Source organism: Macrococcoides goetzii, assembly GCF_002742385.2.
Taxonomy (GTDB): Bacteria; Bacillota; Bacilli; order Staphylococcales; family Staphylococcaceae; genus Macrococcoides; species Macrococcoides goetzii.
Genome location: NZ_MJBI02000002.1, coordinates 334,145 through 359,976 on the forward strand (window position 1 = coordinate 334,145; position 25,832 = coordinate 359,976).

29 protein-coding genes are annotated in these 25,832 nt (G+C 34.6%); 21 read left to right on the plus strand and 8 right to left on the minus strand.

The features are described from left to right. Window positions 1–2: 2 nt before the first annotated feature. The 3 genes from BFS35_RS07225 (at window position 3) to BFS35_RS07235 (ending at window position 2,430) form a co-directional block, all read left to right on the plus strand. Entirely contained in the window at window positions 3–1,373 is a 1,371-nt protein-coding gene (locus BFS35_RS07225) for a sensor histidine kinase (protein ID WP_099578941.1), read from the plus strand. After that, window positions 1,357–1,992: a hypothetical protein gene (locus BFS35_RS07230; RefSeq protein ID WP_099578939.1), complete on the plus strand. Its 636-nt coding sequence runs from the start codon at window positions 1,357–1,359 to the stop codon at window positions 1,990–1,992. Before BFS35_RS07225 ends, BFS35_RS07230 begins: the two co-directional genes overlap by 17 nt. An 87-nt stretch (window positions 1,993–2,079) precedes the next feature. Further along, entirely contained in the window at window positions 2,080–2,430 is a 351-nt protein-coding gene (locus tag BFS35_RS07235) for a DoxX family protein (protein ID WP_096077452.1), read from the plus strand. Window positions 2,431–2,534: 104 nt separating this feature from the next. Here the strand turns inward: BFS35_RS07235 and BFS35_RS07240 are convergent, their stop codons facing one another. From BFS35_RS07240 to BFS35_RS07250, 3 genes are all read right to left on the minus strand, one after another. Further along, window positions 2,535–3,224 carry a helical membrane plugin domain-containing protein gene (locus BFS35_RS07240; RefSeq protein WP_099578937.1) on the minus strand — a complete coding sequence of 230 codons (690 nt, stop codon included), beginning with the start codon at window positions 3,222–3,224 and terminating at the stop codon, window positions 2,535–2,537. After that, the gene (gene fdhF / locus BFS35_RS07245; RefSeq protein ID WP_099578935.1) at window positions 3,224–6,193 is read right to left on the minus strand and encodes a formate dehydrogenase subunit alpha; all 2,970 of its coding nucleotides are present in this window, start codon (window positions 6,191–6,193) and stop codon (window positions 3,224–3,226) included. Before fdhF ends, BFS35_RS07240 begins: the two co-directional genes overlap by 1 nt. Before the next feature lie 170 nt (window positions 6,194–6,363). Beyond that, window positions 6,364–6,903 (minus strand): hypothetical protein, encoded by a 540-nt coding sequence (locus tag BFS35_RS07250; protein ID WP_099578933.1) that lies wholly within the window; start codon window positions 6,901–6,903, stop codon window positions 6,364–6,366. Between the two features lie 160 nt (window positions 6,904–7,063). On the opposite strand from BFS35_RS07250, the gene BFS35_RS07255 reads away from it, so the two are divergent. From BFS35_RS07255 to BFS35_RS07290, 9 genes are all read left to right on the plus strand, one after another. Continuing rightward, entirely contained in the window at window positions 7,064–7,681 is a 618-nt protein-coding gene (locus tag BFS35_RS07255) for a CDP-alcohol phosphatidyltransferase family protein (RefSeq protein WP_099578931.1), read from the plus strand. Beyond that, window positions 7,668–8,606: a phosphatidate cytidylyltransferase gene (locus BFS35_RS07260; protein ID WP_099578929.1), complete on the plus strand. Its 939-nt coding sequence runs from the start codon at window positions 7,668–7,670 to the stop codon at window positions 8,604–8,606. The genes BFS35_RS07255 and BFS35_RS07260 overlap by 14 nt, the downstream gene beginning before the upstream one ends. 15 nt (window positions 8,607–8,621) lie before the next feature. Then, the gene (locus tag BFS35_RS07265; protein ID WP_099578927.1) at window positions 8,622–9,248 is read left to right on the plus strand and encodes a lysophospholipid acyltransferase family protein; all 627 of its coding nucleotides are present in this window, start codon (window positions 8,622–8,624) and stop codon (window positions 9,246–9,248) included. A gap of 37 nt (window positions 9,249–9,285) precedes the next feature. After that, window positions 9,286–9,894 (plus strand): FMN-binding negative transcriptional regulator, encoded by a 609-nt coding sequence (locus tag BFS35_RS07270; protein ID WP_099578925.1) that lies wholly within the window; start codon window positions 9,286–9,288, stop codon window positions 9,892–9,894. Between the two features lie 192 nt (window positions 9,895–10,086). Continuing rightward, entirely contained in the window at window positions 10,087–10,221 is a 135-nt protein-coding gene (locus BFS35_RS14120; RefSeq protein ID WP_267128398.1) for a hypothetical protein, read from the plus strand. 15 nt (window positions 10,222–10,236) lie between these two features. Beyond that, the gene (locus BFS35_RS07275) at window positions 10,237–10,707 is read left to right on the plus strand and encodes a cytochrome c oxidase subunit II (protein WP_099578923.1); all 471 of its coding nucleotides are present in this window, start codon (window positions 10,237–10,239) and stop codon (window positions 10,705–10,707) included. Between the two features lie 4 nt (window positions 10,708–10,711). After that, on the plus strand, window positions 10,712–12,346 hold the full coding sequence (locus BFS35_RS07280) for a cbb3-type cytochrome c oxidase subunit I (protein WP_099578921.1): 1,635 nt from the start codon (window positions 10,712–10,714) through the stop codon (window positions 12,344–12,346). 13 nt (window positions 12,347–12,359) lie between these two features. Beyond that, window positions 12,360–12,977 (plus strand): SCO family protein, encoded by a 618-nt coding sequence (locus BFS35_RS07285; RefSeq protein ID WP_158554275.1) that lies wholly within the window; start codon window positions 12,360–12,362, stop codon window positions 12,975–12,977. Window position 12,978: 1 nt separating this feature from the next. After that, entirely contained in the window at window positions 12,979–13,518 is a 540-nt protein-coding gene (locus BFS35_RS07290; protein WP_099578917.1) for a hypothetical protein, read from the plus strand. 1 nt (window position 13,519) lies between these two features. Here the strand turns inward: BFS35_RS07290 and BFS35_RS07295 are convergent, their stop codons facing one another. After that, window positions 13,520–14,194, minus strand: coding sequence for a Crp/Fnr family transcriptional regulator (locus BFS35_RS07295; protein WP_099578915.1), 675 nt, complete (start codon window positions 14,192–14,194; stop codon window positions 13,520–13,522). A 188-nt stretch (window positions 14,195–14,382) separates the two neighbouring features. Between BFS35_RS07295 and BFS35_RS07300 the strand changes: the two genes are divergently transcribed. The 5 genes from BFS35_RS07300 to BFS35_RS07320 all read left to right on the plus strand — a co-directional run bounded on the left by BFS35_RS07300 (window position 14,383) and on the right by BFS35_RS07320 (window position 17,801). Beyond that, window positions 14,383–14,823: an Rrf2 family transcriptional regulator gene (locus BFS35_RS07300; RefSeq protein ID WP_099578913.1), complete on the plus strand. Its 441-nt coding sequence runs from the start codon at window positions 14,383–14,385 to the stop codon at window positions 14,821–14,823. Window positions 14,824–14,929: 106 nt separating this feature from the next. Next, window positions 14,930–16,141 carry an NADH:flavin oxidoreductase/NADH oxidase family protein gene (locus BFS35_RS07305; protein ID WP_099578912.1) on the plus strand — a complete coding sequence of 404 codons (1,212 nt, stop codon included), beginning with the start codon at window positions 14,930–14,932 and terminating at the stop codon, window positions 16,139–16,141. A 118-nt stretch (window positions 16,142–16,259) separates the two neighbouring features. Next, window positions 16,260–16,814, plus strand: a complete 555-nt coding sequence (locus BFS35_RS07310) for a DapH/DapD/GlmU-related protein (RefSeq protein WP_099578910.1) — start codon at window positions 16,260–16,262, stop codon at window positions 16,812–16,814. Continuing rightward, window positions 16,814–17,266, plus strand: coding sequence for a hypothetical protein (locus tag BFS35_RS07315; protein WP_099578908.1), 453 nt, complete (start codon window positions 16,814–16,816; stop codon window positions 17,264–17,266). The genes BFS35_RS07310 and BFS35_RS07315 overlap by 1 nt, the downstream gene beginning before the upstream one ends. A 16-nt stretch (window positions 17,267–17,282) precedes the next feature. After that, the gene (locus tag BFS35_RS07320) at window positions 17,283–17,801 is read left to right on the plus strand and encodes an NAD(P)H-dependent oxidoreductase (RefSeq protein ID WP_099578906.1); all 519 of its coding nucleotides are present in this window, start codon (window positions 17,283–17,285) and stop codon (window positions 17,799–17,801) included. Between the two features lie 81 nt (window positions 17,802–17,882). Here BFS35_RS07320 and BFS35_RS07325 read toward each other — a convergent pair whose 3' ends face one another. Next, the gene (locus BFS35_RS07325) at window positions 17,883–19,223 is read right to left on the minus strand and encodes an NtaA/DmoA family FMN-dependent monooxygenase (protein ID WP_099578905.1); all 1,341 of its coding nucleotides are present in this window, start codon (window positions 19,221–19,223) and stop codon (window positions 17,883–17,885) included. Between the two features lie 127 nt (window positions 19,224–19,350). Here BFS35_RS07325 and BFS35_RS07330 point away from each other — a divergent pair, with 127 nt between their 5' ends. Next, the gene (locus BFS35_RS07330) at window positions 19,351–19,719 is read left to right on the plus strand and encodes a winged helix-turn-helix transcriptional regulator (protein WP_099578903.1); all 369 of its coding nucleotides are present in this window, start codon (window positions 19,351–19,353) and stop codon (window positions 19,717–19,719) included. Between the two features lie 47 nt (window positions 19,720–19,766). Here the strand turns inward: BFS35_RS07330 and BFS35_RS07335 are convergent, their stop codons facing one another. The 3 genes from BFS35_RS07335 to BFS35_RS07345 are packed head-to-tail and all read right to left on the minus strand — an operon-like array spanning window position 19,767 to window position 21,823. After that, entirely contained in the window at window positions 19,767–20,087 is a 321-nt protein-coding gene (locus tag BFS35_RS07335; RefSeq protein WP_099578901.1) for a CHY zinc finger protein, read from the minus strand. A gap of 11 nt (window positions 20,088–20,098) precedes the next feature. Continuing rightward, a complete protein-coding gene (locus tag BFS35_RS07340; protein ID WP_099578899.1) occupies window positions 20,099–20,764 on the minus strand; it encodes an ABC transporter ATP-binding protein in 666 nt (221 codons plus the stop codon). A 9-nt stretch (window positions 20,765–20,773) separates the two neighbouring features. Beyond that, complete coding sequence (locus BFS35_RS07345; protein ID WP_099578897.1) at window positions 20,774–21,823, minus strand: ABC transporter permease; 1,050 nt, start codon at window positions 21,821–21,823, stop codon at window positions 20,774–20,776. 226 nt (window positions 21,824–22,049) lie between these two features. Between BFS35_RS07345 and BFS35_RS07350 the strand changes: the two genes are divergently transcribed. The 3 genes from BFS35_RS07350 to BFS35_RS07360 all read left to right on the plus strand — a co-directional run bounded on the left by BFS35_RS07350 (window position 22,050) and on the right by BFS35_RS07360 (window position 25,755). Then, entirely contained in the window at window positions 22,050–23,231 is a 1,182-nt protein-coding gene (locus BFS35_RS07350; protein ID WP_099578895.1) for an NAD(P)/FAD-dependent oxidoreductase, read from the plus strand. Window positions 23,232–23,312: 81 nt separating this feature from the next. Beyond that, window positions 23,313–23,867, plus strand: coding sequence for an immunodominant staphylococcal antigen IsaB family protein (gene isaB / locus BFS35_RS07355; RefSeq protein ID WP_099578893.1), 555 nt, complete (start codon window positions 23,313–23,315; stop codon window positions 23,865–23,867). A gap of 169 nt (window positions 23,868–24,036) precedes the next feature. Further along, window positions 24,037–25,755: an ABC transporter ATP-binding protein gene (locus BFS35_RS07360; protein ID WP_099578891.1), complete on the plus strand. Its 1,719-nt coding sequence runs from the start codon at window positions 24,037–24,039 to the stop codon at window positions 25,753–25,755. Window positions 25,756–25,832 lie beyond the last annotated feature (77 nt).

Below are 25,832 nucleotides of genomic sequence, written 5' to 3' on the forward strand. Positions count from 1 at the left end.
TTATGAAGTTAAGAACAAAAATTCAACTTTATACTACAGTTATGATAGTGCTAACACTAATTGTTGTGAATATATTTGTGTACATTTCATTTAAGAATAATGCAATTCGAAGCGAAGTACATCAATTAGAAAACAGAGCGATTAACATCATTAAAGAACTGGAAAAGTCTAATAAAACTAAACGGGATAACGAGGAAATCATTGTTAATCACTTACTGTCAGATGGTTCAGTAACAGTCGTAGATAAAAGTAATAAACGCAAACTTCAGATTATGACGAAACAACAATATCGTAATTTAATAGAAAATTATAAAGAGAAGCAGACAGATAAGTATATTACGCGAGGTGATCATCATTTCGTAATGGTTTCGGTTCCTGTACTATGGGAAGATAAGGAAACAGTCAATTTACAAATATACGAGAATATTGATATGAAACATGAATCTTTTGAAAACTTGAAGTGGATACTGATAGGTTCTACAATTATGGTTACAATTATTACTTTTATTCTCAACATGATAATTACGCATAGCATATTAAAACCAATTCATCTATTGATTAATAAAATGTCTAAAATCCATAAAACAAAAGGTTATGAAAAGATAGAAAGTGTAGAGAATACATCGAAAGAATTAGATGATTTGACAGATACTTTTAATTTAATGATGAAACGATTAAGTGAGCAGGAAGAGAAAGAACAAAGCTTTATCGCGAATGCATCTCATGAATTAAAAACGCCGATCACTGTAATTAAAAGTTATAGTGAGATGTTAAAACGCTTCGGAAAAACAAAACCAGAAGTATTGGAAGAAGGGTTAGATGCGATACATGAAGAAGCGAAAAGAATGAGTTATTTAGCAAGTCAAATGTTACAGATCACATCATTTCATGATCAATCTAAAAATGAAGAAGTCAGATCATTTGAGCTTATTAACGTCTTACAAAGGATTGTAAAGAAACTATCAGTTACGCACCAACGCAATATTGAGTTTAAAACACATATAAAGTCACTGAACGCAAAATTAAATCAAGAACAATTCATTCAATTAATCACAATATTTATTGATAACGCGATCAAATATAGTGATAAAGATGTAGTCATATCATTAAATCAACGTAATAAAAATGTGATACTTCAAATTGAAGATAAAGGAATAGGGATACCTGCAGAAAGTCTGGATAAAATATTTAATCGATTTTATCGTGTCGACAAAGCGCGTACTAGAAAGACAGGTGGCAGTGGTTTAGGACTATATATTGCAAAAGAAATTGCTCAAACAAATGATATAGGCATTGATGTACAATCAGAATTAAGCCAAGGAACAACAGTTAAATTAACGATAAAGGAGCAGTACATTGAAATATTTAATTAAACCATTTTTGTATTTTGTTACGATATTACTGACAATCGTATTGGGAGTCGTTATCTTTCAGAATAATCGTGCATTAATGAGTGAAAACGCTGCGAAAGCAATGGTTGCTGAACGTTATACAGGGGAAATAAAAGATTTCTATGTGACAGCAAATAAACAATATTTCAAAGTTACAATTGAAGATAAGAAGAAGAGATTTCAATTTAAGATCGATCGTTACAATGAAAAAATATCAAATTTAAAAGTGTTAAAACGATTTGAAACACGAGATGAAAAGCAGAATAATAAAAGTTTGATAAAAAAAGAGAAAGCCTCTGAAGAAAAAAATAATATTAAAAAAGAAAAAGCATCTAAAACTCAATATACAAAAGAAGTGAAGTCAAAACAAACATATATTGAAGAATCTTCAACAGAAACACCGTCTCAACATGTTCAACAATCTAGTGAAATACCAGAGAACATCCAAAATACATCGAGACAACCTATGTATACTCAAGAAGCTCCTAATCATCAGCAACAATCCAATATCCAAGTTCAGAAAAGTCCATATTATTATTACTCAGATGATGATGACGATAGTGATTATGAAGATGAATTTAATGATGATTTAGATGATTAATATACAAAGTGAATAATTATTATATGTTTTAATGAGTTGAATCAGGCTATTATAATAATATCTAATTACTATAATAGGAGTGATACTATGTTAAATTATATCAATAACTTATTTATCGCTAAAGAAATGTTTAACGCAGGTAAGGGGAAGCTTCAGGAAGATGAAAACTTAGTTAAAATGTTTGAAGAGTTTGGTTATTCTAAAGAATTTATGAAATTAATCGGTGGCGTTGAAACGACTGGTGCAGCGTTACTAGCTTTATCTATTTTTAATAAGAAATTTAATCAGGCAGGTTCATTACTTGTTGGTGGTGTGATGTTAGGTGCAATCTATTCGCATTTAAAAGCTGGACAAGGTTATGATGCTACGAAGAATGCGAGAAATATTTTAGCATTGAATACTGCGTCGTTACTAGCAAGTTTTAAAGATGAGAAATAATTGAATTTAAGCTTTGTATTTAAAATTTATAATTAAACAATAAAACCACAGGTCTTCTTTTGAAGACTTGTGGTTTATTTTAGTTCTAAATTTTATTGTTGATATTACTTTCTCATCAATAAAGCACTAACACCTAATGCTGCAGCACCAGCTACAACACCGTAAAACTTCGCGTTTGATTGAGATGCTTCTTTATGTGTGATAAATTGCTGTTTCACTTCATCTTTCACTACTTTACTTGGTGACTCAACATGATGCACATCTTTAACTTCACCTTTATTTGTATGCACAGGATCAACGATACCTTGTTCTTTCTTCAGTTGATCGAATGACGTGCCGAATCCTTTAACGAATTTCGTTAATACGATAGAGCCTTCGACAAAGTCTTTATTTGTTAATACGTTAAGTAATCCTAACCAACCTAAAGGTTTACTTTGGTTATACTCAGTTGAAAGTTTTAAACCTTTGTTAAACTTTAAAATCATTGGCTCGATATCGCTGAAGTTAAATTTACCTAATCCTTGAACAAGTAATAAAGCATTTCTAATAGCCTGATCAGTTTCAGTTTCATTAACAGCTTTTAAAATACGTGTTAAGATAGGATCACTTTGCGCTAATGCAGCATTCGCTGCATTTAACGCTTCATGATCATCAAGTTGCTCAAGTAATCTGAATAATTTATTCAATGTATCTTTATGTTGAATTAACTGATCTTCTAACTCACGTAATTCTTTTGCACGTACAGCTTCAACATCCACTTCCATCGGTTTAACTACTCTTGTAGGTTGCGCCATTATTTATCACCTCTTTTTGATTTAACGATATCTCCAGGGAATACGTAATCAGCTCTATTCCATTTACCTTGAACATTTACGCCCATTTGAGGTACACGGTTACCGAAGCGGAAGTTGTTTTCTGGTAATGGTGATTTTCTACTATTATCTAAGATGATTAATTTTGCTTTAGTTTCTTTATATGCTGGTGTTGAAGTATCTTTATCAGCGATAGAACTAGATAATAGGTTAATTGCTGCATCGCCATTATCGTTCATCGGTAAGTATACTTCTTTACCAAATACACGGTCAGTAATTAATACGCGTACATCAACTTTACCATAAGGTGATTGAAGTCTTACTAAGTTACCAGTATGAAGACCTTTTTCATCTGCTAGTTCTTGAGATACTTCTAAGAATGCTTCAGGTGTTTCCATTGCAAGACCTGCAACTTGATAAGTCATATTACCTTCATGGAAGTGCTCAAGTAAACGTCCGTTGTTAACGTGAATATCATATTCTTCTGCGTATTCTGTTGGTTCAGTCCAGTCAACAGGGAAGAAGTTCGCTTTTTTATCTTCAAATGGGAATCCATCTGTGAATAATAATGGTGAATCTGTACCATCTTCATGAACTGGCCACTGTAAACTGTTGAAGCCTTCAAGTCTATCGTATGATACACCAGAATAAATTGGTGTCAGTGATGCGATTTCATCCATGATTTCACTTGGGTGGCTGTAGTTCCAATCTGCACCTAAGTGTTGTGCGATTTCCTGAATGATTCTCCAGTCTGGTTTAGTACCTTCTAAAGGTTCCATTACTTGATATAAACGTTGGATACGACGTTCTGTATTTGAGAATGTACCTTCTTTCTCAAAACTTGGAGATGCAGGTAAGATAACATCTGCATATTCAGCAGTTTTTGAGAAGAAGATATCCTGAACAACGAAGAATTTCAATTTCTCGAATCCTTCACGTACGTAGTTGATATTAGAATCAACGATACCCATATCTTCACCTTTAAGGTATAACACATCTAATTCGCCTGCATGCATTGCATCTACCATTTGGTGGTTATTCTGACCAACGTTTGGATTCATTTCAACGCCCCATGCTTTGCTGAACTTATCAAGTACTGCTTTGTCAGCAATCTTTTGATAACCTGGTAAATGCGTTGGCATACTACCCATATCAGAAGCACCTTGAACGTTATTGTGACCACGTAATGGATATGCTCCTGCACCTGGTTTCATATAGTTACCAGTAACAAGTAACATATTAGAAATCGCAGTAGAAGTATCACTACCTCCACGTTGTTGTGTAACACCCATCGCCCACATAACTACAGTAGATTTCGCCTCGTGAATCATTTCTGCAATCTTGATGATTTCAGCTTCACTCATGCCAGTATGTTTAGCAGCATATTCAATTGTATATTTTTGTAATCCTTCTACTAAAGCTTCGTAATTATTTACGTGTTTATCGATGAACGCTTGATCTTGCCAGTTATTATCGATGATGTATTTTGTAACAGCATTTAACCATACTAAGTCACTACCTGGGTTAGGACGGACAAACATATCAGCACGCTCAGCAAGTTCATGTTTACGGATATCTACAACTAATAATTTAGCACCACGTAATTTTTGGGCACTCTTTACACGTGTTGCGATAACTGGATGTGCTTCAGCAGTATTTGTTCCTAAGCCGATGATTAATCCAGCGCTTCCGATATCAGTAATTGAACCTGAATCGCCACCGTAACCTACAGTTCTCCATAGTCCCATTGTTGCAGGTGATTGACAGTAACGTGAACAGTTATCAACGTTATTTGTTCCTACAACCTGACGTGCTAATTTTTGCATTAAGAATGATTCTTCATTCGTACATTTTGATGATGTGATAAACGCTAATTTTTCTGGTCCGCGTGTATCGATTGTTTCTTTGAATTTGCTTGAGATTAAGCTCAGTGCTTCTTCCCATGTTGCTTCTCTAAAGCCATCAGCTTCACGAATCAATGGTTTCGTTAAACGCTCACCTGAATTTACAAAATCCCAACCGAATTTACCTTTAACACAAGTTGAAATTTGGTTTGCTGGACTTTCAGGACTCGGTTCAACTTTTAAGATTTCACGGTCTTTTGTCCATACTTCAAATGAACATCCAACACCACAGTATGTACATACTGTTTTTGTCTTTTTAATTCTATCTTTACGCATTTCTGCTTCAACATCTGAAATTGCCATTAACGGTGTATAACCAGTTTCAACAGCTTTTGTAACTTCTACTGCTGGACGGAATGCATCTTTCAGCATACCTGTTAAGAAACCAGCTTCACCGACCATACCAACTTCCATCATTGCATTACATGGACATACTGTTGAACAGTGACCACAATTTACACATGAAGAATCATCGATATTTAAATCAGTATTACCGTCCCAGATAACACGAGGTCGTTCTAATTCCCAGTCAATCATTAATGTTTCGTTTACCTGTACATTTTGACAAGCTTGAACACAGCGACCACAAAGAATACATTGATCTGGATCATAGCGATAGAATTTACCGATATTCTTAGGAGCACCTTTTGGTGACTGCGCAGTTGCCTGATGATCAATCTTTAAGTTTTTAACTGTATTATGTACTGTACAATTACCATTATTAAAATCACAAACAGTACAGTAAAGTTCATGATTTGCTAATATTCTATCCATAGCGATCATTTGTGCCTCAAATGCATCACTTGAGCCCGTTCTAACAACGTCTCCGTCTTTTAATTCTGTACTACATGCACGAACGAGTTCCCCATTAACTTCAACGATACAAGCATCACAAGTTTCAATAGCCCCTAAATCTGGATGATAACAAAGTGCTGGTACATCAATGCCTTTGTAACGTAAGTAATCTAAAATACTTACTTGAGTAGGGACATCCATTGGTTTGCCATTTAAAATAATGCTGACCATTTGAGATGTTGCTTCTTTCATATAAAAACCCCTTTTCATATTTAAGTTTCTAAAACAATATTTGTGCCCAATTTAATTATACGACTAATCGATAAATATTCAAAATAATGTTTAAAGAAATTACATAAAATTTAACATTACTTCTGAAGAATATTTTATACTAACTGATTTTATAGTAACCGCTTTCAATTTTAAATGCCATGGATACTAAAATATATGGTATAAACAAAAATCCATACAATAAGCCAAATCGTGAGTTTCGTTTTGTAGTTTAAGATTTTACATAAGTAGTGAGAAAGATAGTATGCCAATATTGAAACAAGTATAAATCGTGATAAACGTGCAGGGATAGAGACTATAATAAATATTGGTAAATTCATGTGGTTTGTTGCTTCAAATGCAAACAGTTTATATGGTACTCCGAATATCGGGCCAGAAATAAGACCAGTGTAAGGGTGATTATTCATAGCCGCTTCAACATGCTCTATCATATAAGGTTGAACAGAAGGAACAGCTAATAATATGTTTTCTACTATGTCAGGATTATGTTTTGCAGTTAAATATATAATTATCCCACCTGCAAGTGCACCGATAAGTGTTAGTATAAGAACTTTACTAACTTTTTTTATATTTTTTTCAGTCATGGCAATATAAGATAAAAAAACGTCTGGAATGATAAAAAATATTGTTGCTTCAGCAAATCCCCATAACAATGCGATTAAACTGACCATAAGTATCCCCTCAAAACAAATATTTTTATGCAAAATGTATTTTATAATTAAAACAGCTATGTGTATAATTACATTAAATATATCATATTAATTAATGGGATGAGATATATGGATAAAAATAAAACAATAAATTATTGTGATAAAAAGCAAGGAGAATTGTATGATTAGTATTTATGAACTGAAACCAAAATTTCAACAATTATTAATGCCTATCGTTGATAAGTTGCGTGCGGTAGGGATGACACCAAACCAAATAACAGTGGGTGCATTGGTTTTATCTATTATTACGGGAGCGATCATTGCATTGAATTACAACAATAGATGGATTTTTATACTGATGCCGATAGTGATGTTTGTACGTATGGCACTCAATGCAATAGATGGCGTTATGGCAAAGAAATATAATATGAAATCTAATCTAGGTATGTTACTTAATGAAATTGGTGATGTTGTTAGTGATCTTGTATTATTCTTACCTTTTATATTGATAGTGCATGATAAAGGAATCTCTGTTCTTTTGTTTATTGGTTTTTCAATTGTTAGTGAAATGGCAGGAAGTCTTGTCCAGGTTATCGGCGCTAAACGCATGTATAATGGTCCGATGGGTAAAAGTGACAGAGCATTCTTGATTGGTTTAGTATCATTATTGATTGCATTGAATATAAAAATTATTCCTTTTATACATATCATCCTGTACATCGCAACATTACTCATTATATTAAATACGTATATAAGAATCGGTAATGGAATGAAAGGAGCATCTTATGAATCTAAATAGATTGTCGGATGAAATGGTAACCGTATTGATTGGTATTTTCATAGTGCTCATCATTTCAACGATTATTAGTCAAATATTACTCAGGAAATATCCGAATAAAGATACTGAAAATATTTGGTTGCGTGTGAAATCGTGGTGGATGATGTGTATTATTTTCACGCTCGCACTCATAATACATAAAACAGTGTCCCTTATCTTTATGGCATTTCTTTGTTTTATCGCATTAAAGGAATACTTTTCATTAATTCCAACAAATCGAAGTCATCGTTTAGTATATTTATGGGCGTATTTATCAATACCGATACAATTTATACTCATTTATAAAGGTTTTTATGGATTCTTTATTGTATTCATCCCTGTTTATATGTTCTTGTTTATTCCAATCCAGGCATTGATTGTTGGAGAAACGAAAGGGTTTTTACATTCTATGGCAACGATTCAATGGGGAATTATGCTGTTTGTCTTTAGTTTAAGTCACTTAGCATATTTAATAGTGTTGCCTGGTGATGATAATATGGTATCTGGTGCAAGTCTAGTATTATTTTTAGTGATACTTACACAAGCGAATGATGTATTTCAATATATTACCGGAAAACTCTTTGGTAAACGAAAGATCATACCGAAAGTTAGTCCTAACAAAACATGGGCAGGATTTATTGGAGGAATCATTCTTACAACAATTCTCGCAACAATTTTAGGTCCTTTACTTACGCCTTTTACTTTAGCAGGAATGATCATTGCAGGAATGTATATTAGTGTTAGTGGCTTTATCGGAGATGTGAATATTTCAGCACTGAAACGTGATTTAAATATAAAAGATACATCTCAGGCAATACCCGGACATGGTGGTATATTAGACCGTGTAGACTCGTTAACGTATACAGCACCGTTATTCTTCCACTTTACACGATTCTTCTACTTTTAGAATGGGGATGTAGACATGAGAAATCTACTGTTTGCTTTAATTATAAGACCGATTGTATTTATTGTACTTGGTCTCAATATTCGTAACTATGAACGCTTAAAGAAAGAAGGACCAATTGTGCTGATTGCGAATCATAACAGTCATCTCGATACAATTGTGTTAATGAGCCTATTTAGAGGTAAGAGTTTTAGTCATGTACGACCAGTGGCTGCTGGAGATTATTTTCTGAAGAATGCTATGCTCAAGTGGTTCTCTACTAAAGTAATGAATATTATCCCGATAGAACGTAAGATGACAAAAGATTTTAAAGTGATGTTTCAACCTATATTAGATGAATTAGATAATGAGGGTATTATCATATTGTATCCAGAAGGATCACGTGGTGAACCTGAGAAATTATCAAAGTATAAATCAGGCATTTATTATTTAATGCGTGAACGACCAGATGTACCGATTCAGCCGATATTTATGCATGGGTTAGGAAAAGCATTGCCGAAAGATAGCTTCATTCTCGTGCCATTTTTTGTAGATATCTTTATAGGTGAACCATTCAAGTTCATTGCCGATAGGAAGTTATTTATGGAAGATGTGACTTATAGACTCAATGCGTTAAGAGATGAAGGAAACTTTAAAGAGTGGTAGTCTATTAAATAAATAATAATTGTTAGGGGATGTTTGTATGTTTTTACCAAAATTATTTAAAGTAGAAGATTTTAATGCGCTAATTACTTTCTTGAAACGTAATCCATTTGCAACAGTTATTTCATCGCATCATGATGTACCTTACGCATCTCAAGTACCAGTCATGGTTGATGTAGTTGGTGATGAAATTGTGTTGTCATTTCATTTAGCAAGACCAAATCCGCAAACAAAGACATTAGAAAACAATGAAAATGTTCTGATTCAATTTACCGGTGCACACGGTTATGTGTCGTCTTCTTGGTATGAACAAGAAGAAGTTTCTACGTGGAATTATCAAGCAGCACAGTTAACAGGGGAGTGTGTTGTTCTGAATGAAGATGAGCTGATGGAAGACTTAAAGCATCTAACAGATCATTTTGAGACAGGTGACAATGCGAGAACGTTTGATACATTGAGTGAGGATGTGCTAAAGCAGGCTAAAGGGGTTATTGGATATAAAGTAAAGGTTCGTGAAGCGGGTCTTAAATATAAATTAAGTCAGAATAGAAGTGACAAAGATTATAAAAATATCGTCTTGAATTTACGCGAAAGTGGTAATCAGGATGATAACCGTTTAGCTGATGAGATGGAGAAGTTGAGGGATTAATGTATATAACGTGATAAAAATTAATGAGATGAATATAAGAACTTGGATACTATATCCAGGTTCTTTTTTATTTCACAAATTATTCATAAATAATGAATTTCAGCGTGATTGAAATCACGAATGAATCATCTGAAACTTTTACAATAATAAGTGAGAACGATTATTATTACTATTTTGAAAGGGGATAATGGTATGGCAAATGTTAAAGAACATAAAGAAAGTACTGAAACACTAAAAGGTACGTTCTTTGCGACTGTCGTGTTTGTAGGTGGAAGTATCGTTTTCTGGACTGCTTTATTACTCGTTTTATATTTACTACGTTATTAAGAAAGGAGCAACAGCATGAAAGTACATAAATTAGAAGAATTATGGTTGATTATCGGTGTCGTAATTATCGGACTTGCGATTGCAATAACAGGTTATCAGGCATTTGCCAAAGAGATGGCACCACCGAGTCATATCGAAACGATAGATCCGACGAAAGTATCTGAGACACCTCCTTTTAATAAACCTGGGTTAAAGAAAATAGGGGACAATGAATATGAAGCGGTTATGACGTTAGAAGCTTTCAAATTTGAACCGCAAAAATTGGAAGTGCCAAAAGGGGCGAAAGTAACATTTAAGCTTACGTCAAAAGATGTCGTGCATGGTATTAATATCCCAAATACGAATGTAAATACGATGGTGGTCCCTGGTCACATCCAGACCATCACACAGACATTTAAGAAGTCTGATCGATTCATCATGATATGTAATGAATATTGTGGCACTGGACATGACACAATGTCGATGCAAATTGTTGTAAAGGAGTGAGGATATGAATAAGTTACGTGGATCGCATTATCGTTTTTCTTTAGTGAATATGTTTCTAGCATTTGTATTGTTATTTATTGGTGGGTTTATAGGTTTAATACAAGGGTTGAACAGAGCAGGAGTATTAAAGATATTAAATGGATTAAACTATTATGAGCTGTTAACACTGCACGGTATATTATTGATTATCGGTTTTACAACTTTGTTTGTTAATGGATATTTATACGCCGCAACAGACTATGTATTAGGTGGCTTACAAAAGATATCTAGAACGTTATCGTGGGTTGGTTTGGTGAGTTTTCTTATTGGTGCTTTAATGGTTGTGTTTGAAGTAATTAATCATCGTGCTACTGTGATGTATACGTTTTATGCACCAATGGCAGCGAGTCCCATATTTTATATAGGTTTAGTATTTGTCGTGCTTTGCATTTGGTTAAGTGCAATCGGAATATTTATATCCTGCTATAAATGGAAGCAGTCACATAAAGGAGAACACTTACCATTATTCGCATTCTTTGCTACAGGTGTATATACGCTTATTACATTAGGAAGTATCGGTGTAACGGTAGAAGTATTGATGATGATTCCGTGGTCTATGGGCATTGTAGACCGCATTAATGTACTATTAACCCGTACTTTATTCTGGAGTTTTGGTCATACGCTAGTAAACGTATGGTATTTAGTTGCAGTGTCTGCATGGTATCTCGTCTTACCTAAAGTTATTGGCGGGAAAGTATACAGTGATGCATTAACGAGAATTACAGTTATCTTAATTGTCGTGCTCAATGTTCCTGGTGGGTTCCATCACCAGATTGTTGACCCTGGATTTTCTCCGGGACTTAAATTTATGCATTTAATTATGAGTGTGGCGATAGGATTCCCATCTCTTATGACAGCATTTGCGATGTTTGCAGTTTTAGAGCAAGTCGGACGTCAAAATGGAGGTAAAGGCTTACTAGGATGGCTTTGGAAATTACCTTGGGGTGATGTAAGATTTCTAACGATTATGTTAGCGATGGTCGGCTTTATATTTGGTGGAGCAGGAGGTATTGCACAAACAAACAATCAATTGAATCAAGTTGTACATAATTCTTTATGGGTTGTAGGGCATTTCCATGTAACTGTAGGGGTTTCAGTTGTACTGACGTTCTTCGGTTTAGTGTACTGGCTAATTCCATATTTATCAGGAAGAGTTCTAACGCAAAAAATTCATAACTTAGGTATATGGCAAACAGGATTCTGGACGATAGGTATGATCTTTATGTCTTTATCGATGACGTTTGTGGGCTTAATCGGAGCACCCCGTCGAACACAGTTTACAACGTATCATGAGCATGCACACGCACTAGCATGGAATCCGTATTTATTATTTGTAGGTGCGGGCGGCATATTGTTGTTCATCGGTATTGTTTTGATGTGTTATATCGCATTCTATTTAATGTTTAAAGCGCCTAAAGGACACACACCATTTATGGTAGCAGAAACAAATGAAGCGGAGATAACTACACCTGCATGGACTGAAAAATGGTCGTTATGGTTAGTGGTCGCATTCTTACTGATTTCTATGGGATACGTATATCCAATAGTTGATATCATTCAAAATGCACCTCCAGGATCACCGCCGATTAAAACTTGGTAAAGGAGTCATTAATATGAGAACAGAACGTATCCTATCCGCACTATTGATTATTATAGGATTGATATTTCTAGGGATAGCAACAGATGGATATAAAGCTTTTACATTAGAACAAAAGCGAGTAACGACATTAGAGACAACAACTCCGAAGTATCCGAATATCGAAGTCGTCGATAATAAAGGTAGAACTTATCCATTTGATACGTTCAAAGGAAAATATATATTAATGACATTTATCTACACAAATTGCAGTACGGTTTGTCCGATGATGGAACAGAATATGAAATCAGTCTATAAGAATATTGACATGAAACGATATAAAGATGATATAGTGTTTGTTAGCTTATCTTTTGATAGAGAAAGAGATACTGTAGACGTATTGGAGCGCTATGCAGGATACTTTGATGCTGACGGTGAAACTTGGAGAATGGTTACACCTACAAGTGATAAAGACTTAAAGAAAATATTAGACACATATGGCGTAATTGTGATTCCTGATGGAGATAATAACTTTCAGCATAATACATCGTTTTATCTTATTAAACCGGACGGAAAGCTGCACAGTGTAATGAAGTTTCAAGATATTGATAGCACGACAAAAACTGTGCAGCAAGCATTAAAGGATGTGAGATAAGATGAGACAGTTTTATTATGGATTAGCATTATTTATATTCTTAGCGTTGCCACCTATAAGAACGTTGTTTGAGTCGATAATGGTCATGCATATGCACATGCAGATGATGTTGCTGTTTATTGCAGGATGGCTAATGGGGAAATTTGTGAACCAGAAACTGATTAAAGCACATCGATATAATACGACGGGGATGCCAGGATTGATTATCTTCATTTTCTTATTTATATACTGGATGCTGCCAAGAGCTATGGACGAAGCGCTTGAGTATCCACTAGTTGAAGCATTTAAGTTTGTCTCAATACCGCTTATCGGCATGTTATTCAGAGATAGTATGGCAAAGTTGAATCATAATAAAAAATTCATCATATACACATGCATTGCCATTACATTCTCGATACTAGCTTATTTCTATATCTTCAGTGAAACAACTTTATGTAACAACTATTTAGAATCTGATCAGCTGGCGGTGGGGTATGGGTTTATATTCATTGCAATAAGTGTCGTATTATTAATGTTTATACAGATAAAAGATAGTAAGTAGCTCACTTACTATCTTTTATTTTATGCAGATTGATTTCGATAAATCCATCTGCATCTTCTTTTAATATGTGCATCTTCTTAAACGCAGTAAAGTTACGACTTACTGTTTCGCGTGTTAATCCCAGCATGTTCGCAAGTTCCTGTTTATTAATCTTAAGCAGAATCTTTGTGAAATCATTATTTTCAACTTCTCCGTGCATAAGTGCCAGACGCTTTAACATTAATAATAATTGCTGAGGTGTGGGTTCTAATATTTTCTCCTGCAATCGTTTCTGTAGATCAACGATTAGATTACCTAAATACTTGAACATCTTTATTGAAAGTTCCGGATTCATCTTAACAAGTGTTTCAAACTCGTTTTTACTAATAGATAATATCTTAGCATCCTCAACAACAACCGCATTAGCTGGATAAGGTCCTGTTCTAAAGAAAGCATGATGCGGGAATAGTTCTCCCGGACCGAAGAAATTCACAATTTGTTCTTTACCGTTAACATCAGTGCGATAAATCTTCACAGTGCCTTCTTCAACAAAATAAAAATGCGTCATCTCTGTTTGATCATAAAAGATATGATTGAGTTTCTTATAATGCTGTATTTGAGAGATGGACGCCACTGCAGCAAGTTCATGGGTATTAAGCATCTTAAAGAAAGGAGAGTGCATCATGTTGTTATTCATATTATCATCCTTTATATCATCGTATGGTGATTATATCATGTAAGATAAATTCTGATAAGATTCGAAAGAAAGGTATAGCTCTTATTCAAAGACATGAGAATAATCATTTTAGTAGCTTTTAACAAATTATCATGTTATATTTGTATCTGTATTAGATACAACAACAAATTAGAATTGAGATGAGATAGATGGATACTAAATTTTCAGTTGCACTGCACATTATGGTGATGATTTCAGAATCAACAGAGGTTCAGAATTCAGACACTTTAGCGAATAGCGTAAATACGAATCCAAGTTATATCAGAAAGATTACAGCATTATTAAAGAAAGCAGGTATAATCGAAAGTACACAAGGTAAGAGCGGAATGTCACTTCTAAAATCAAGTAGAGAGATTGATTTATTAGAAATTTATCAGGCAGTACATCCAAAAGAAGTGAAGCTATTAAATGTTCATACAGACGTAAATCCAGAGTGTCCTGTCGCTCAGAATATTGAAGCGGTGCTCAATCCAATATTTACAGATGCTGAACAGCAATTATTTCAATCATTAAAAGCACGAACATTAGAAGATGTTATTAAACAAATGAAGAAGAATCATAATGAAAGCCATTCAAAGCAAGCAATATAGTAAAGATATTAAAGTAGACACTAATAAAATAATAATATCGATAATTGATTATAAAAAGTAATTATATAAAAGAAATTATATATAAATAATATTAGGAGTGAAATACATGTCAGTAGACAAATTATTTGAACCACTTGTATTAAAGAATGGTGTAGCGATTAAAAATAGATTATACAAAGGCGCAATGAGTGAAGGGATGGGTGACAAAACACATCGTCCTACAGAAGCGCTAGTTAATGCTTATAAGCATTGGGCTGATGGTGGTATCGGGATGTCACTTACAGGGAATGTGATGGTTGATAGACGCTATCTTGGTGAGCCAGGTAATGTCGTCATTGAAGATGATAGAGATTTAGATATATTAACACGTTGGGCAGACGCTGGTAAACGTAATGGTAGTCATATTTGGATGCAAATTAATCATCCAGGTAAACAAAGCCCTAAATCAGTATCAAAGCAACCGATCGCACCAAGCGCTATCCCGATTGGAGGAGATGCTGGTAGTGCATTTAATCCACCGCGTGAAATGACAATCAATGAAATTAAGGAAACGATTGAACGCTTTGTTACAGCTGCAGTAGTAGCGAAGAAAGCAGGATTCACTGGTGTTCAGATTCATGGTGCACATGGATATTTAGTAAGTCAGTTCTTATCATCAAGAGATAATCGTCGCTTTGATGAGTATGGTGGAACTTTAGAGAAACGTATACAATTCTTAATTGATATTTATACAGGAATGAGAAATGCGCTAGGAGAAGATTTCCCAATCAGCTTGAAGATTAATTCAACAGACTTTAATGATAAAGGATTCTCTTTAGAAGATTCAATTGCAGTAATCAAGAAGATGGCGGCTCTTGGTATTGATCATATTGAAATCTCAGGCGGAGACTATGAGAAACCTGAAATGATGGGTGACGGTGAAGTATACTTCTTAGATTATGCGAAACAAATCAGTGACATTGTAGATGTACCAATCTCAGTTATCGGTGGATTCCGCAAACAAGAAAGTATGATTGATGCGATTACGAATACAAATGTAGCGATGATTGGAATTGCCCGACCACTTGTATTAAACCCTGAAATACCAAATCAATTACAAAATGGAACGTATGAAGATATGACGATTCCGAGATTGACCACTAAAGTAAAGGCATTGGATAAAAGATTGGGTGGATTTATTGGCATTGCTTATTACGAGCAACAGATTAGAAAACTTGGGAATGGTCAAACGCCGGTAGTACACACAAACGCATGGAGTCCATTATTTGATCTTGCTAAAACACATGGGACGAGAGCATTTACAAAAAGAAGACGATAACAATCATCCGGGATGTTCATACATCTCGGATTTTTTACGTGCATTCCTATCTTAAATAGATAATTTCATTTATTAAGCAAATCAAGTTATAGTAAACTTAAGAAAAGGAGTGGGACGTATGACATTATTAGAACGTATTCAAAACATAGAAATTTTGAAAGATGATCCTATTTATGATGAGATTCATGAGCATAAAGGAAACAATGAAAGATTATCATTTGAAATCAACAATGGCTATAAAACAAATTCAGAAGTGTTGAAAATTCTTGGTGAAATGACGAGTCAAACGATTGATGAAAGTGTTGTCGTATCTCTGCCATTCTATACTGACTACGGAAGGCATATTAAATTCGGAAAAGAAATCTTTATCAATAAGAATGTAACGTTTGTTGATTTAGGCGGTATTGAGATAGAAGATAACGTATTGATCGGACCATCAGCTAGAATTATTTCAGTGAACCATATTGTAGATCCTGCGAAACGACGAGGCCTAGTTGTTAATAAAGTTGTTATTAAGAAAAATGCATGGATTGGTGCAAATGTCACTGTATTACCTGGTGTTACGGTTGGAGAGAATTCAATTGTTGCAGCAGATTCAACAGTAACAAAAGACGTCCCATCGAATACCATTGTGGTCGGCACACCCGCGAAAGTGATTAAGGAAATAAAATAATGTTGGTATCAAGTATTTTAAAAAATGGAATCAGCGGATTTAACAGTAATAGTAATGAAATGATGATTCCGGATGAAAAACATTTTCAGGCTTTTTGTTATGCGTTTGCAATGGAAGTTGATGGGATAATAGTATCATTTGATACAAACTTAACAGGTAAAAATTTTTATTCTTGTCATATTATAATAAATGAAGAAGATTTCTATGTACTATTAAATTCGATTTATCCAATGATTGCTTTTGCAAGAAAAGTTGGTTATTTTGACATTGAATTTATTGATAATGAAAAATACAAACGTTTCTTTCAAGCTACTTATCGCATAATAGATATATCAGAATTAAATAAGAAACTAATAGATTTGGAACATCAATTAAATGAAGCTGAGTTGGAACAAGCAAAATATTACGAAAGTAAAACTGCAGGAGAAGTAATCTTTAATCACTGGGATTAAAATAGGAGTTGATTTGATGAGCACACTTGTAATTATCACACATCCGGAGATGAATAAATCAATTGTTAACCGTATGTGGAAAGAAGCTTTGATTGAAGCGGATATTGATGTTGTTGATTTATACGAATTATATCCGGACTCAAAGCTAGATGTTTCTGAAGAGCAACAGAGGTTGCTAAAATACGATAAAGTAATCTTTCAATTCCCGTTCTATTGGTATAGCAGCCCACCGTTGTTAAAACAATATCTTGATGAAGTATTCTTGTTTAACTATGCATATGGACCCGAAGGCACAAAACTAAATGGTAAATCATTTGGGTTAGCTGTCACTGTAGGAAGTCCAGAATCGGATTATACTGCACAAGGGTTCAATAAGCATACTTTAAATGAATTGCTTACACCTTTTGAAGCAACGTTCCATTATATTGGAGCGAAATATATTGGATACTTCGCGCAATTCGGCACCGTCAATCATGCGACTGAAAATGAATTGATAGAAGGAACAAAGCGATATATTGAATTTGTGATGCAGTAATATATGAGATGAGCATAATTAAATAGCATAAAAAATAAGTGCTGATAATAGAATCTATCAGCACTTACTCTTTTCGCTTGTCTAGTGATTTAATCCATACTCATATGAAACACCTAAATTTTCTCGTAATGTTTCACCTTCATATTCTGTATGATATAATCCGCGTTCTTGTAAGATAGGAACAACTTGTTCTACGAAGTCTTTAACACCATCATGTGATGAGTCTGGAACGATTGAGAATCCGTCTGTCGCATCGGCAAGATACCATTCTTCTAAGAAATCAGCTACCATTTCTGGTGTCCCTACAACGACTGGATGATAATTAATCACACCGTTGGCAAGCACATCTTTTACAGACATACCTGCTTTTAATAATTCGAATGCTTTTCCTGAGCGTGGATCCATTGGTGATGGATACATTTGATTGATTAAATTTTGTGGTAATGGTTTTGTGATATCAATTGTATTAACACTTAATGATAAGCCAACCATATGCCCTAAATATTCAACATGATGTGCTGTTTCGCGAGGTGCAAATTCCTGCATCATGTATCGACGTTCTAAAGCTTCTTCGACAGTTTTACCGATTGAGAACATGAATCCTACAAACATCTTAATGTCATCTGGGTTACGTCCATGTGCTTCTGCACTTTTACGTAACATCATACGATGTAACTTCGCATCTTCTTTCGTAAATGGATTCGCATATACACCTGAAGCAAATCGACCCGCTAATTCTAATCCTTTTTCACCGCCACCTGCCTGGAAAATCGGAGGTTGTCCTTGAGGTGAAGCGGGTATCGGTAACGGCCCGCGTGTTTGATAGTATTTTCCTTTATAGTTTGCAAGTTTTACTTGAGACATATCTACAAATTCGCCCGTTGCTTTATTATGAATGTATGCGTCTTCTCCGAATGTTCCCCATAATGTTTGTACTGCTTCAACATGCTCATGTGCCATTTCATAACGTGCGTTACGTTCAGGTAATTGTTGACCAAAGTTGGCTGCTGCTTCATGATTAGATGTTGTTACAGCATTCCAGCCCATACGGCCGTTACTTACAACATCGAGTGTCTTTAACATACGTGCTAAATTATATGGTTCAGTAAATGTTGTTGAATATGTTGAAACGATACCGATATGCTTTGTTTCTCGTGCAACAGCTGTTAAAGCAATTGTTGGATCCATGGGATGCATCGGTGAGTTTGTTGATAAATCATTTGGTAAAGCTGGTGTGTCTGCAATAAATAAAGTATGGATTTTTCCTTTCTCAGCCATCTTGGCATTCTCTACATAGTAATCCATATTCGTATAAGCATCTGCAACAGCTCCTGGCATACGCCACGTCTTAAATTCACCGCCATATCCAGAAACCATTTGTAACGCAAGTTTCATCTTGCCGTCTCGTTTATTAATTGTCATTTTAATGCTCCTTCTTTGTTTGAGTTATCGTAGTATAAATTATATACTTATATACAAGTTTGAGAAGACGGCAATAAAATATGAGTAAGTACTATTTTTAGTACTCATTTATAAGGACGGGGTTTATTTGGCTAAAATTTGTAAGTACGGATTTGATGATTCTACGATTGTAAATAAGAGAGATTTGTACGGTATTGGATTTACTCAAAATTTATTATCCGGACGCTGGAAGTATTTTATATTATGGTTTCTTAAAGATGATACGAAACGGTTTAGTGAGATCAAGAAGTTTCTTTCTGGTATTTCTCAAGGATCACTGACGAAGCAATTGAAGGAGCTAGAAAGTGACGGATTAATTCATCGTGAAGTATATCCAGAGGTGCCGCCTCGCGTTGAATATTCATTAACAGAGATGGGACAAGAGATATTACCGATTCTTAAAATGATGGAGTCTTATGGCAAGAAGCATGGGGAACAGGCAGAAGATTATATGTAACATAATAAAAAGCACAAGAAAGGAGTTTAATTCCTTCCGTGTGCTTTTTAAATTTCAAAATAATAGTGAAAATGATTTTTACATCCCGGATTGAATGGATGCGTGCAGTTAGGACATTGAGTAACATTGACATACACATTAATCGGGATTTCTGTTTGGCAAACACCACATAAAACTGCTGGCACTTCAGAATGTAACGGATATTTTTCAGATGGAGATTTATGATTAATCTCTTCATAACACAAATGACAAGGATAATATGTATTGCTATCAGGGAACCTATAGCATACTACATCTACAGGCGCGTTATAATGCGCACATCTTCCTTGTTCATCTACTGCTATACCTTCTATAAGATATTCAGTCATTCAATCACCTCTTATTGTTGTTCAAGTATACCATCTTCCATATGATACACTTTATCAAAATACTCGAGCAACCTTGTATCATGTGTTACGACAATCGCTGCTTTATTACTGTCTTTAACGATTGTACGAATCATTTGAATCACTTCAACTGCACGTTTCCCATCTAAACTTGCTGTCGGTTCATCAGCCAGAATAAGCGAAGGGTTAGTGTACATCGCTTTAAGAATTGCAACACGTTGACGTTGTCCGCCTGAGAGTTCAGCAGGGAATTGATTGAGCACATTTTCAAGGCCTAGTTGTTTTACCTGACTTTGAAATTCAGCTGTTTCAATATGATTTTTATTCACTTTGTCTAGTAACTTAAACTGATCTTTGACCTTCAGGAATGGGACTAAATTTGACGACTGTAATATAAATCCTATCTTCTTTAGACGTAGTTTCGCACGTTGTTTTTCTGAAAGCTTACTTACATCATCATTATCGATTATTATTGTACCGTTTGTTGGTTGCTGAAGTAGTCCGGCGATGGTTAAGAATGTACTTTTACCAGAACCAGATGGACCAATAACAGCTACCATTTCTCCTGCATTGATATGGAAATCAACAGGTTTTAATGCTTCGACATAAGTTTGGTCTTTACCAAATGATTTGTTAACTTCTTTTAATGTTAATACCATATGCTCACCTTATCCTATCGTTTTTAATGGATCTACTTTTTGGATTGAACGGATAGAGAATAATCCACCGATAATCGCTGTTAATATAATAACACCGGCATAAATTCCGATCATTGACCATACAAACTTTATTGGTACAACATCTGGTATGATGTTAGCAGTGATTATAGTAAGTATCAGTGCAATGACGACAGCGATAACTGATAAGATGAATGTCTGGATGATTAATGATCGCGCTAAGAAGCCATTGCTAATCCCTTGTGCTTTAAGTAGACCAAATACGGGTGCTTTTTGAATCGTTAATATATAAAGGAAAATCCCGATAATAAATGTTGCAATCGTAAATAAGAAATAACTCATGACATCTAGTGTCAGCTTTTGTTCTGTGTAACCTGGCAACTTAGTAATAAACGTTTCTTTATCAATTGCTTCGAAATCACTATCGATTTTTTGTGCTTTATAATTCGAATCTTTAATTAAAAATGCATTCGCTTTATCTTTCAAACGGTTCATAGAAAGTTTGTCTGCAGTGGCATTATTACTGTACAACACATTCGCTGCATTATATTTTGCGTTATTGGTAAATCCAACGATCTTTAAATCTTCATCACTACCTGCAATATCCACAGTATCTCCGAGTTTAAAGCCTTTTTGTTTTAATCCATCATTCGCAACCACTTCGTAATCATCGTTAAATGACTGACCTTCAGTAATATTAGGATTGATAAATGTGTCTTTTTCTATTCCGAATAACAATGTATTTTGTTTTTTATCACCTTTTGCGATGATCACTGCAAGATTCTTAATTGGCGCGACTTTATCGAACTTATCATCCAATGCATCTTTCTCCATTAAAGATTGTGCTAAGTTTCTGTTAGATTCTTTCGTGACGACAATTGCATCTGGATTCCATTTATCAATTGCTTCTCTATTCATTCCCATTAAGCCATTAGATAATCCAGATATTAAAAATAATAAATATGAAATTAAAACAAGTACACCGATAATCAGTGAGAACTTGAGTTTGTTATGCATGATTTCTTTCCAGGCTAAGAACATCTGTTTTCCTCATTTCTATAAAATTTAATGTCTAGATATAGACTCAATTATAGATTAATTGCAACATAATAATGAGTAATATGTATTAAAAATAATCTTTCTATATAAAAGCCTACTCATTTTATTATACCAATAATCAGTTTATTATGTGAGATATATGTAAAAAGAATGGAAAAGTATATAAAGGGTATTGAATATAACGAAGACATTTATAAGGGGTGAGATAATGATAAAAAAATACAAAGTTGTAATACTTGGAGCAGGAGCTGGTGGTATATCAACTGCAAGTAGATTAAAAAATGCAGGGGTAAAAGATATACTTATTATTGATTATGCGGATAAACATGCCTATCAGCCCGCCTGGCCGCTCGTTGGTTCTGGGGATGAGAAGAAGAAAGATACGGTTAAGCCTATGAAAAAAGTTATACCGAATGGAATTGATTACGAACAGCAAAAGGTGAAATTTATTCAGCCGGTAGAACGAAAGGTTCATTTGGATAACGGTGAATATGTGATGTATGAATATTTAGTGGTAGCACTTGGCATCCAGCTTGATTTCAATAAGATAGAAGGTTTAGAAGAAACTTTAGGAAAGAATGGTGTATGTACGAACTATCTTTATGATTATTTAGACTATACTTACAAAACGTTGAAACAGACAAATGATGGCAATATCATTGTAACGAAACCGAAATCAGTAATTAAAGGTGGGGTCTCACCAGAAAATTCAATATTTACTTTTGATGAGTTTGTACATGACAAGAAAAAGGATAAGTCGCATTTAATCTTAAAAACAGGCAGAGATACGCTATTTCCTGTAGAAAAGTATAGAGCATATATTGAAAAACATTTGAACAATAAAGATATTGAGTACGAGTTAAATCAGGAACTTGTGAAAGTTGATGGCAAGAACCAACGTGCTACTTTTAAAGATTTAGTTGCTTTGGAAACATATGAAGTGCCATTCTCGATGCTACTTGTTACACCACCGATGAGTGCACCAGACGTAGTGAAACAATCTACTTTAAGTGATGCTGAAGGGTGGATGGACGTTAATCCAAATACATTACAACATGTGCGTCATTTAAATGTATTTGGAATAGGGGATTGTACTAATCTACCAACTGTAAAGATGGGTGCAGCCGTGAGAAAACAAGTACCAATTCTCGTGAAAAACTTATTATCACAAATGAATAATAGACCGTTAACCAGCCATTATGATGGTTCAACAGCATGTCCGGTAGCAACCGAATATGGACAAGCCTTCATTGCAGAATTCGGATATGATTTGAAACCGAAAGAGTCGATGCCGATCAATCAAGGTAAGACCAATCCATTGCTATATCAAGTGAAGAAACGTGCGATTCCATTTATGTACTGGCATGCGATGTTAAAGGGCAAAGGTTAAGTAATGTTTTACGTATTCGCAGTAGGGTAATGTAATCGTGTATGCGAGCCAATAGGAAATAGTATATTAGGAGTGGTAAAAATGAAGAAGCTTGCAAAAGTAATAGGAGCAACAACATTAGCCGCAACAATGTCTCTAGGTGTAGTGCAGGGTGAAGATGCACTTGCTAAACAGAAGACGGTCAAGGTTCAAAAGCCTTATTATAACTATTCAGGATACACAAGTGGAAATGCTAAATTTGTATTAGATAAAGATTTTGTGCGTGCTGTAAAAGTCAATAATGTGAAGATTAATAAACATAAAGTTGATTTACAACGTATTGTTTCAGGTGTATCAGGTACAGGTTACACAAAAGATGTATATGATCAGAACTACACGTTCTTTAAACAAGGAGACAAAAATCCTTATACAGCTAGTTTAGGCGTGAAGAACAAAGAGCTGAAAATGAGTAGTGTAAAAGAGGTATATGGTAATGATTATCTATTTAAAGGAAAACTCATATCAGATGGCAATAAAGCTATTCCATCAAAAGTTGATGGTGTATACATCTATAATCTGAATGGTAACGGTATACAGTTTGTTGTTGAAAAAGGATATGTACAGAAAATAATACTTGGTCATGTCGGAATGGCTTAATTAAGGGTGGAGATGAATCTCCGCTCTTTTTTATGAAAAATAAGAGTATTAAGGATGATAACATTGTAAGGGAGATTTCTATAGACACCTTAATTACAGGATATGTTAATATTAATTTATATGTACTATGTGAATGATTCATAAGTAATTTAATTAAGGAGTATCGTATATGAAATCATTTTTCCAATATTATAAACCATATAAAGGTCTGTTTATGCTGGATTTCGGTTCTGCAGTGTTTGTTGGAGTTTTAGAACTTGTCTTTCCACTCATTACAAGTCTTTTCATCGATAAGCTGTTACCGACAAAAGACTGGAATATGATTGTGCTCGGTGCAATAGGACTATTTCTTGTGTTTTCCTTTGTTACGGTCCTTAAGTTTATCGTCACGTATTGGGGTCATAAACTTGGGACAAATATAGAACGTGATATTCGTAATGAACTTTATCGTCATCTTCAGCGATTAAATTTCGGATTCTTCGATAACAATAAGACAGGGAAACTTATCGGTCGACTCACAAATGATTTGATGGATATTGGGGAACTTGCGCATCACGGTCCAGAGGAAGTGTTTGTCGCTGTAATGACCGTTATTGGGGCACTTCTCATTATGCTCACGATTGATGTGAAGCTTGCGCTTATTACATTCTGTATCGTACCGATAATATGTATCTTAACAATTTATTTCAACAAAAAGATGACAACACAATTCCGCAGATTATTTGGCAACGTATCTCAATTTAATGATGTTATCAGTGAAAGTATCGGCGGTATTCGTCTTGTACAGGCGTTTACTAACGAACGCTTTGAAGAGAAGCGTTTTCTGCAGACAAACGAAGATTTCCGTGCAACGAAATTAAAAGCATATAACTTTATGTCATGGAATAGTTCGATTGGTTATCTGGCACAGAAATTTACGTTGATTATTGTATTGATTCTTGGATGTTATTTCGTATTGAATAATGCGATGAGTTACGGAGAGTTTGTAGCATTTATTATGATTACGGATATATTATTTAAGCCGCTTCAATCGATTAACTTGATTATTGAATTGTTTCCAAAAGGGATTGCAGGGTTTAATAACTTTCAGGAACTGATGAAGACAACAACAGATATTAAAGATGAACCGAATGCGATTGCGTTTGAAGGCACACCTCAAGTGATTTCATACGAAAATGTAACATTTAAATATGGTGATAAGACAATACTTGACGATTTATCGTTTACAATAAATCGTGGTGAAAAGATTGCTTTAGTTGGTCCAAGTGGTGGAGGTAAAACGACAATTTGTTCGATGTTACCAAGATTTTACGATCCGGTTGATGGACGTATCACAATTAACAATGTAGACATTAAACAGATGACACTTGAGTCTTTACGCAACAAAATTGGGCTTGTACAACAAGACGTGTTCTTGTTCAGTGGTACGTTAAGAGATAATATTGCTTATGGAAATTTAGAAGCAACGGATGAAGAGATTATGGATGCAGTAACTAAAGCGCAGTTGAAACCATTCATTGATACACTTCCGGAAGGGATACATACAATCGTTGGTGAACGTGGAACAAAACTTTCAGGTGGTCAGAAACAACGTGTGTCAATTGCACGTATGTTCTTAAAGAATCCAGAAATTATCATTCTTGACGAGGCAACAAGTGCGTTAGATGTTGAAACTGAGAATCGAATACAATCAGCATTTAAACAGTTATCTGAAGGTAGAACGACATTAACCATTGCACATCGACTTTCAACGATAAGAGACGTAGATCGCATCTTTTATATTGAAGATGGCCATATTGTTGAGATGGGCAGTCATGAAGAACTCATTAACTTGAAAGGAAGATACTACAAGCTACAACAAGCACAGTATGCGCAAGTGCTGGGATAAATATTTTTTAAAGAGGGTGTGTCAATAGACACACCCTCATTTCTTGATAACTATCAATGTTTAATATTATGAAGCTT

What these genes read in the sequence shown, in the direction of transcription:
- BFS35_RS07345 (WP_099578897.1), bottom strand. Translation starts at nt 21,823, where the DNA reads ATGTTCTTAGCCTGGAAAGAAATCATGCATAACAAACTCAAGTTCTCA.
- BFS35_RS07235 (WP_096077452.1), top strand. Translation starts at nt 2,080, where the DNA reads ATGTTAAATTATATCAATAACTTATTTATCGCTAAAGAAATGTTTAAC.
- BFS35_RS07225 (WP_099578941.1), top strand. Translation starts at nt 3, where the DNA reads ATGAAGTTAAGAACAAAAATTCAACTTTATACTACAGTTATGATAGTG.
- BFS35_RS07360 (WP_099578891.1), top strand. Translation starts at nt 24,037, where the DNA reads ATGAAATCATTTTTCCAATATTATAAACCATATAAAGGTCTGTTTATG.
- BFS35_RS07310 (WP_099578910.1), top strand. Translation starts at nt 16,260, where the DNA reads ATGACATTATTAGAACGTATTCAAAACATAGAAATTTTGAAAGATGAT.
- BFS35_RS07280 (WP_099578921.1), top strand. Translation starts at nt 10,712, where the DNA reads ATGAATAAGTTACGTGGATCGCATTATCGTTTTTCTTTAGTGAATATG.
- BFS35_RS07260 (WP_099578929.1), top strand. Translation starts at nt 7,668, where the DNA reads ATGAATCTAAATAGATTGTCGGATGAAATGGTAACCGTATTGATTGGT.
- BFS35_RS07350 (WP_099578895.1), top strand. Translation starts at nt 22,050, where the DNA reads ATGATAAAAAAATACAAAGTTGTAATACTTGGAGCAGGAGCTGGTGGT.
- BFS35_RS07250 (WP_099578933.1), bottom strand. Translation starts at nt 6,903, where the DNA reads ATGGTCAGTTTAATCGCATTGTTATGGGGATTTGCTGAAGCAACAATA.
- BFS35_RS07290 (WP_099578917.1), top strand. Translation starts at nt 12,979, where the DNA reads ATGAGACAGTTTTATTATGGATTAGCATTATTTATATTCTTAGCGTTG.
- BFS35_RS07240 (WP_099578937.1), bottom strand. Translation starts at nt 3,224, where the DNA reads ATGGCGCAACCTACAAGAGTAGTTAAACCGATGGAAGTGGATGTTGAA.
- BFS35_RS07285 (WP_158554275.1), top strand. Translation starts at nt 12,360, where the DNA reads ATGAGAACAGAACGTATCCTATCCGCACTATTGATTATTATAGGATTG.
- BFS35_RS07265 (WP_099578927.1), top strand. Translation starts at nt 8,622, where the DNA reads ATGAGAAATCTACTGTTTGCTTTAATTATAAGACCGATTGTATTTATT.
- BFS35_RS07305 (WP_099578912.1), top strand. Translation starts at nt 14,930, where the DNA reads ATGTCAGTAGACAAATTATTTGAACCACTTGTATTAAAGAATGGTGTA.
- BFS35_RS07295 (WP_099578915.1), bottom strand. Translation starts at nt 14,194, where the DNA reads ATGAATAACAACATGATGCACTCTCCTTTCTTTAAGATGCTTAATACC.
- BFS35_RS07340 (WP_099578899.1), bottom strand. Translation starts at nt 20,764, where the DNA reads ATGGTATTAACATTAAAAGAAGTTAACAAATCATTTGGTAAAGACCAA.
- BFS35_RS07300 (WP_099578913.1), top strand. Translation starts at nt 14,383, where the DNA reads ATGGATACTAAATTTTCAGTTGCACTGCACATTATGGTGATGATTTCA.
- BFS35_RS07270 (WP_099578925.1), top strand. Translation starts at nt 9,286, where the DNA reads ATGTTTTTACCAAAATTATTTAAAGTAGAAGATTTTAATGCGCTAATT.
- BFS35_RS14120 (WP_267128398.1), top strand. Translation starts at nt 10,087, where the DNA reads ATGGCAAATGTTAAAGAACATAAAGAAAGTACTGAAACACTAAAAGGT.
- isaB (WP_099578893.1), top strand. Translation starts at nt 23,313, where the DNA reads ATGAAGAAGCTTGCAAAAGTAATAGGAGCAACAACATTAGCCGCAACA.
- BFS35_RS07325 (WP_099578905.1), bottom strand. Translation starts at nt 19,223, where the DNA reads ATGACAATTAATAAACGAGACGGCAAGATGAAACTTGCGTTACAAATG.
- BFS35_RS07255 (WP_099578931.1), top strand. Translation starts at nt 7,064, where the DNA reads ATGATTAGTATTTATGAACTGAAACCAAAATTTCAACAATTATTAATG.
- fdhF (WP_099578935.1), bottom strand. Translation starts at nt 6,193, where the DNA reads ATGAAAGAAGCAACATCTCAAATGGTCAGCATTATTTTAAATGGCAAA.
- BFS35_RS07320 (WP_099578906.1), top strand. Translation starts at nt 17,283, where the DNA reads ATGAGCACACTTGTAATTATCACACATCCGGAGATGAATAAATCAATT.
- BFS35_RS07315 (WP_099578908.1), top strand. Translation starts at nt 16,814, where the DNA reads ATGTTGGTATCAAGTATTTTAAAAAATGGAATCAGCGGATTTAACAGT.
- BFS35_RS07335 (WP_099578901.1), bottom strand. Translation starts at nt 20,087, where the DNA reads ATGACTGAATATCTTATAGAAGGTATAGCAGTAGATGAACAAGGAAGA.
- BFS35_RS07275 (WP_099578923.1), top strand. Translation starts at nt 10,237, where the DNA reads ATGAAAGTACATAAATTAGAAGAATTATGGTTGATTATCGGTGTCGTA.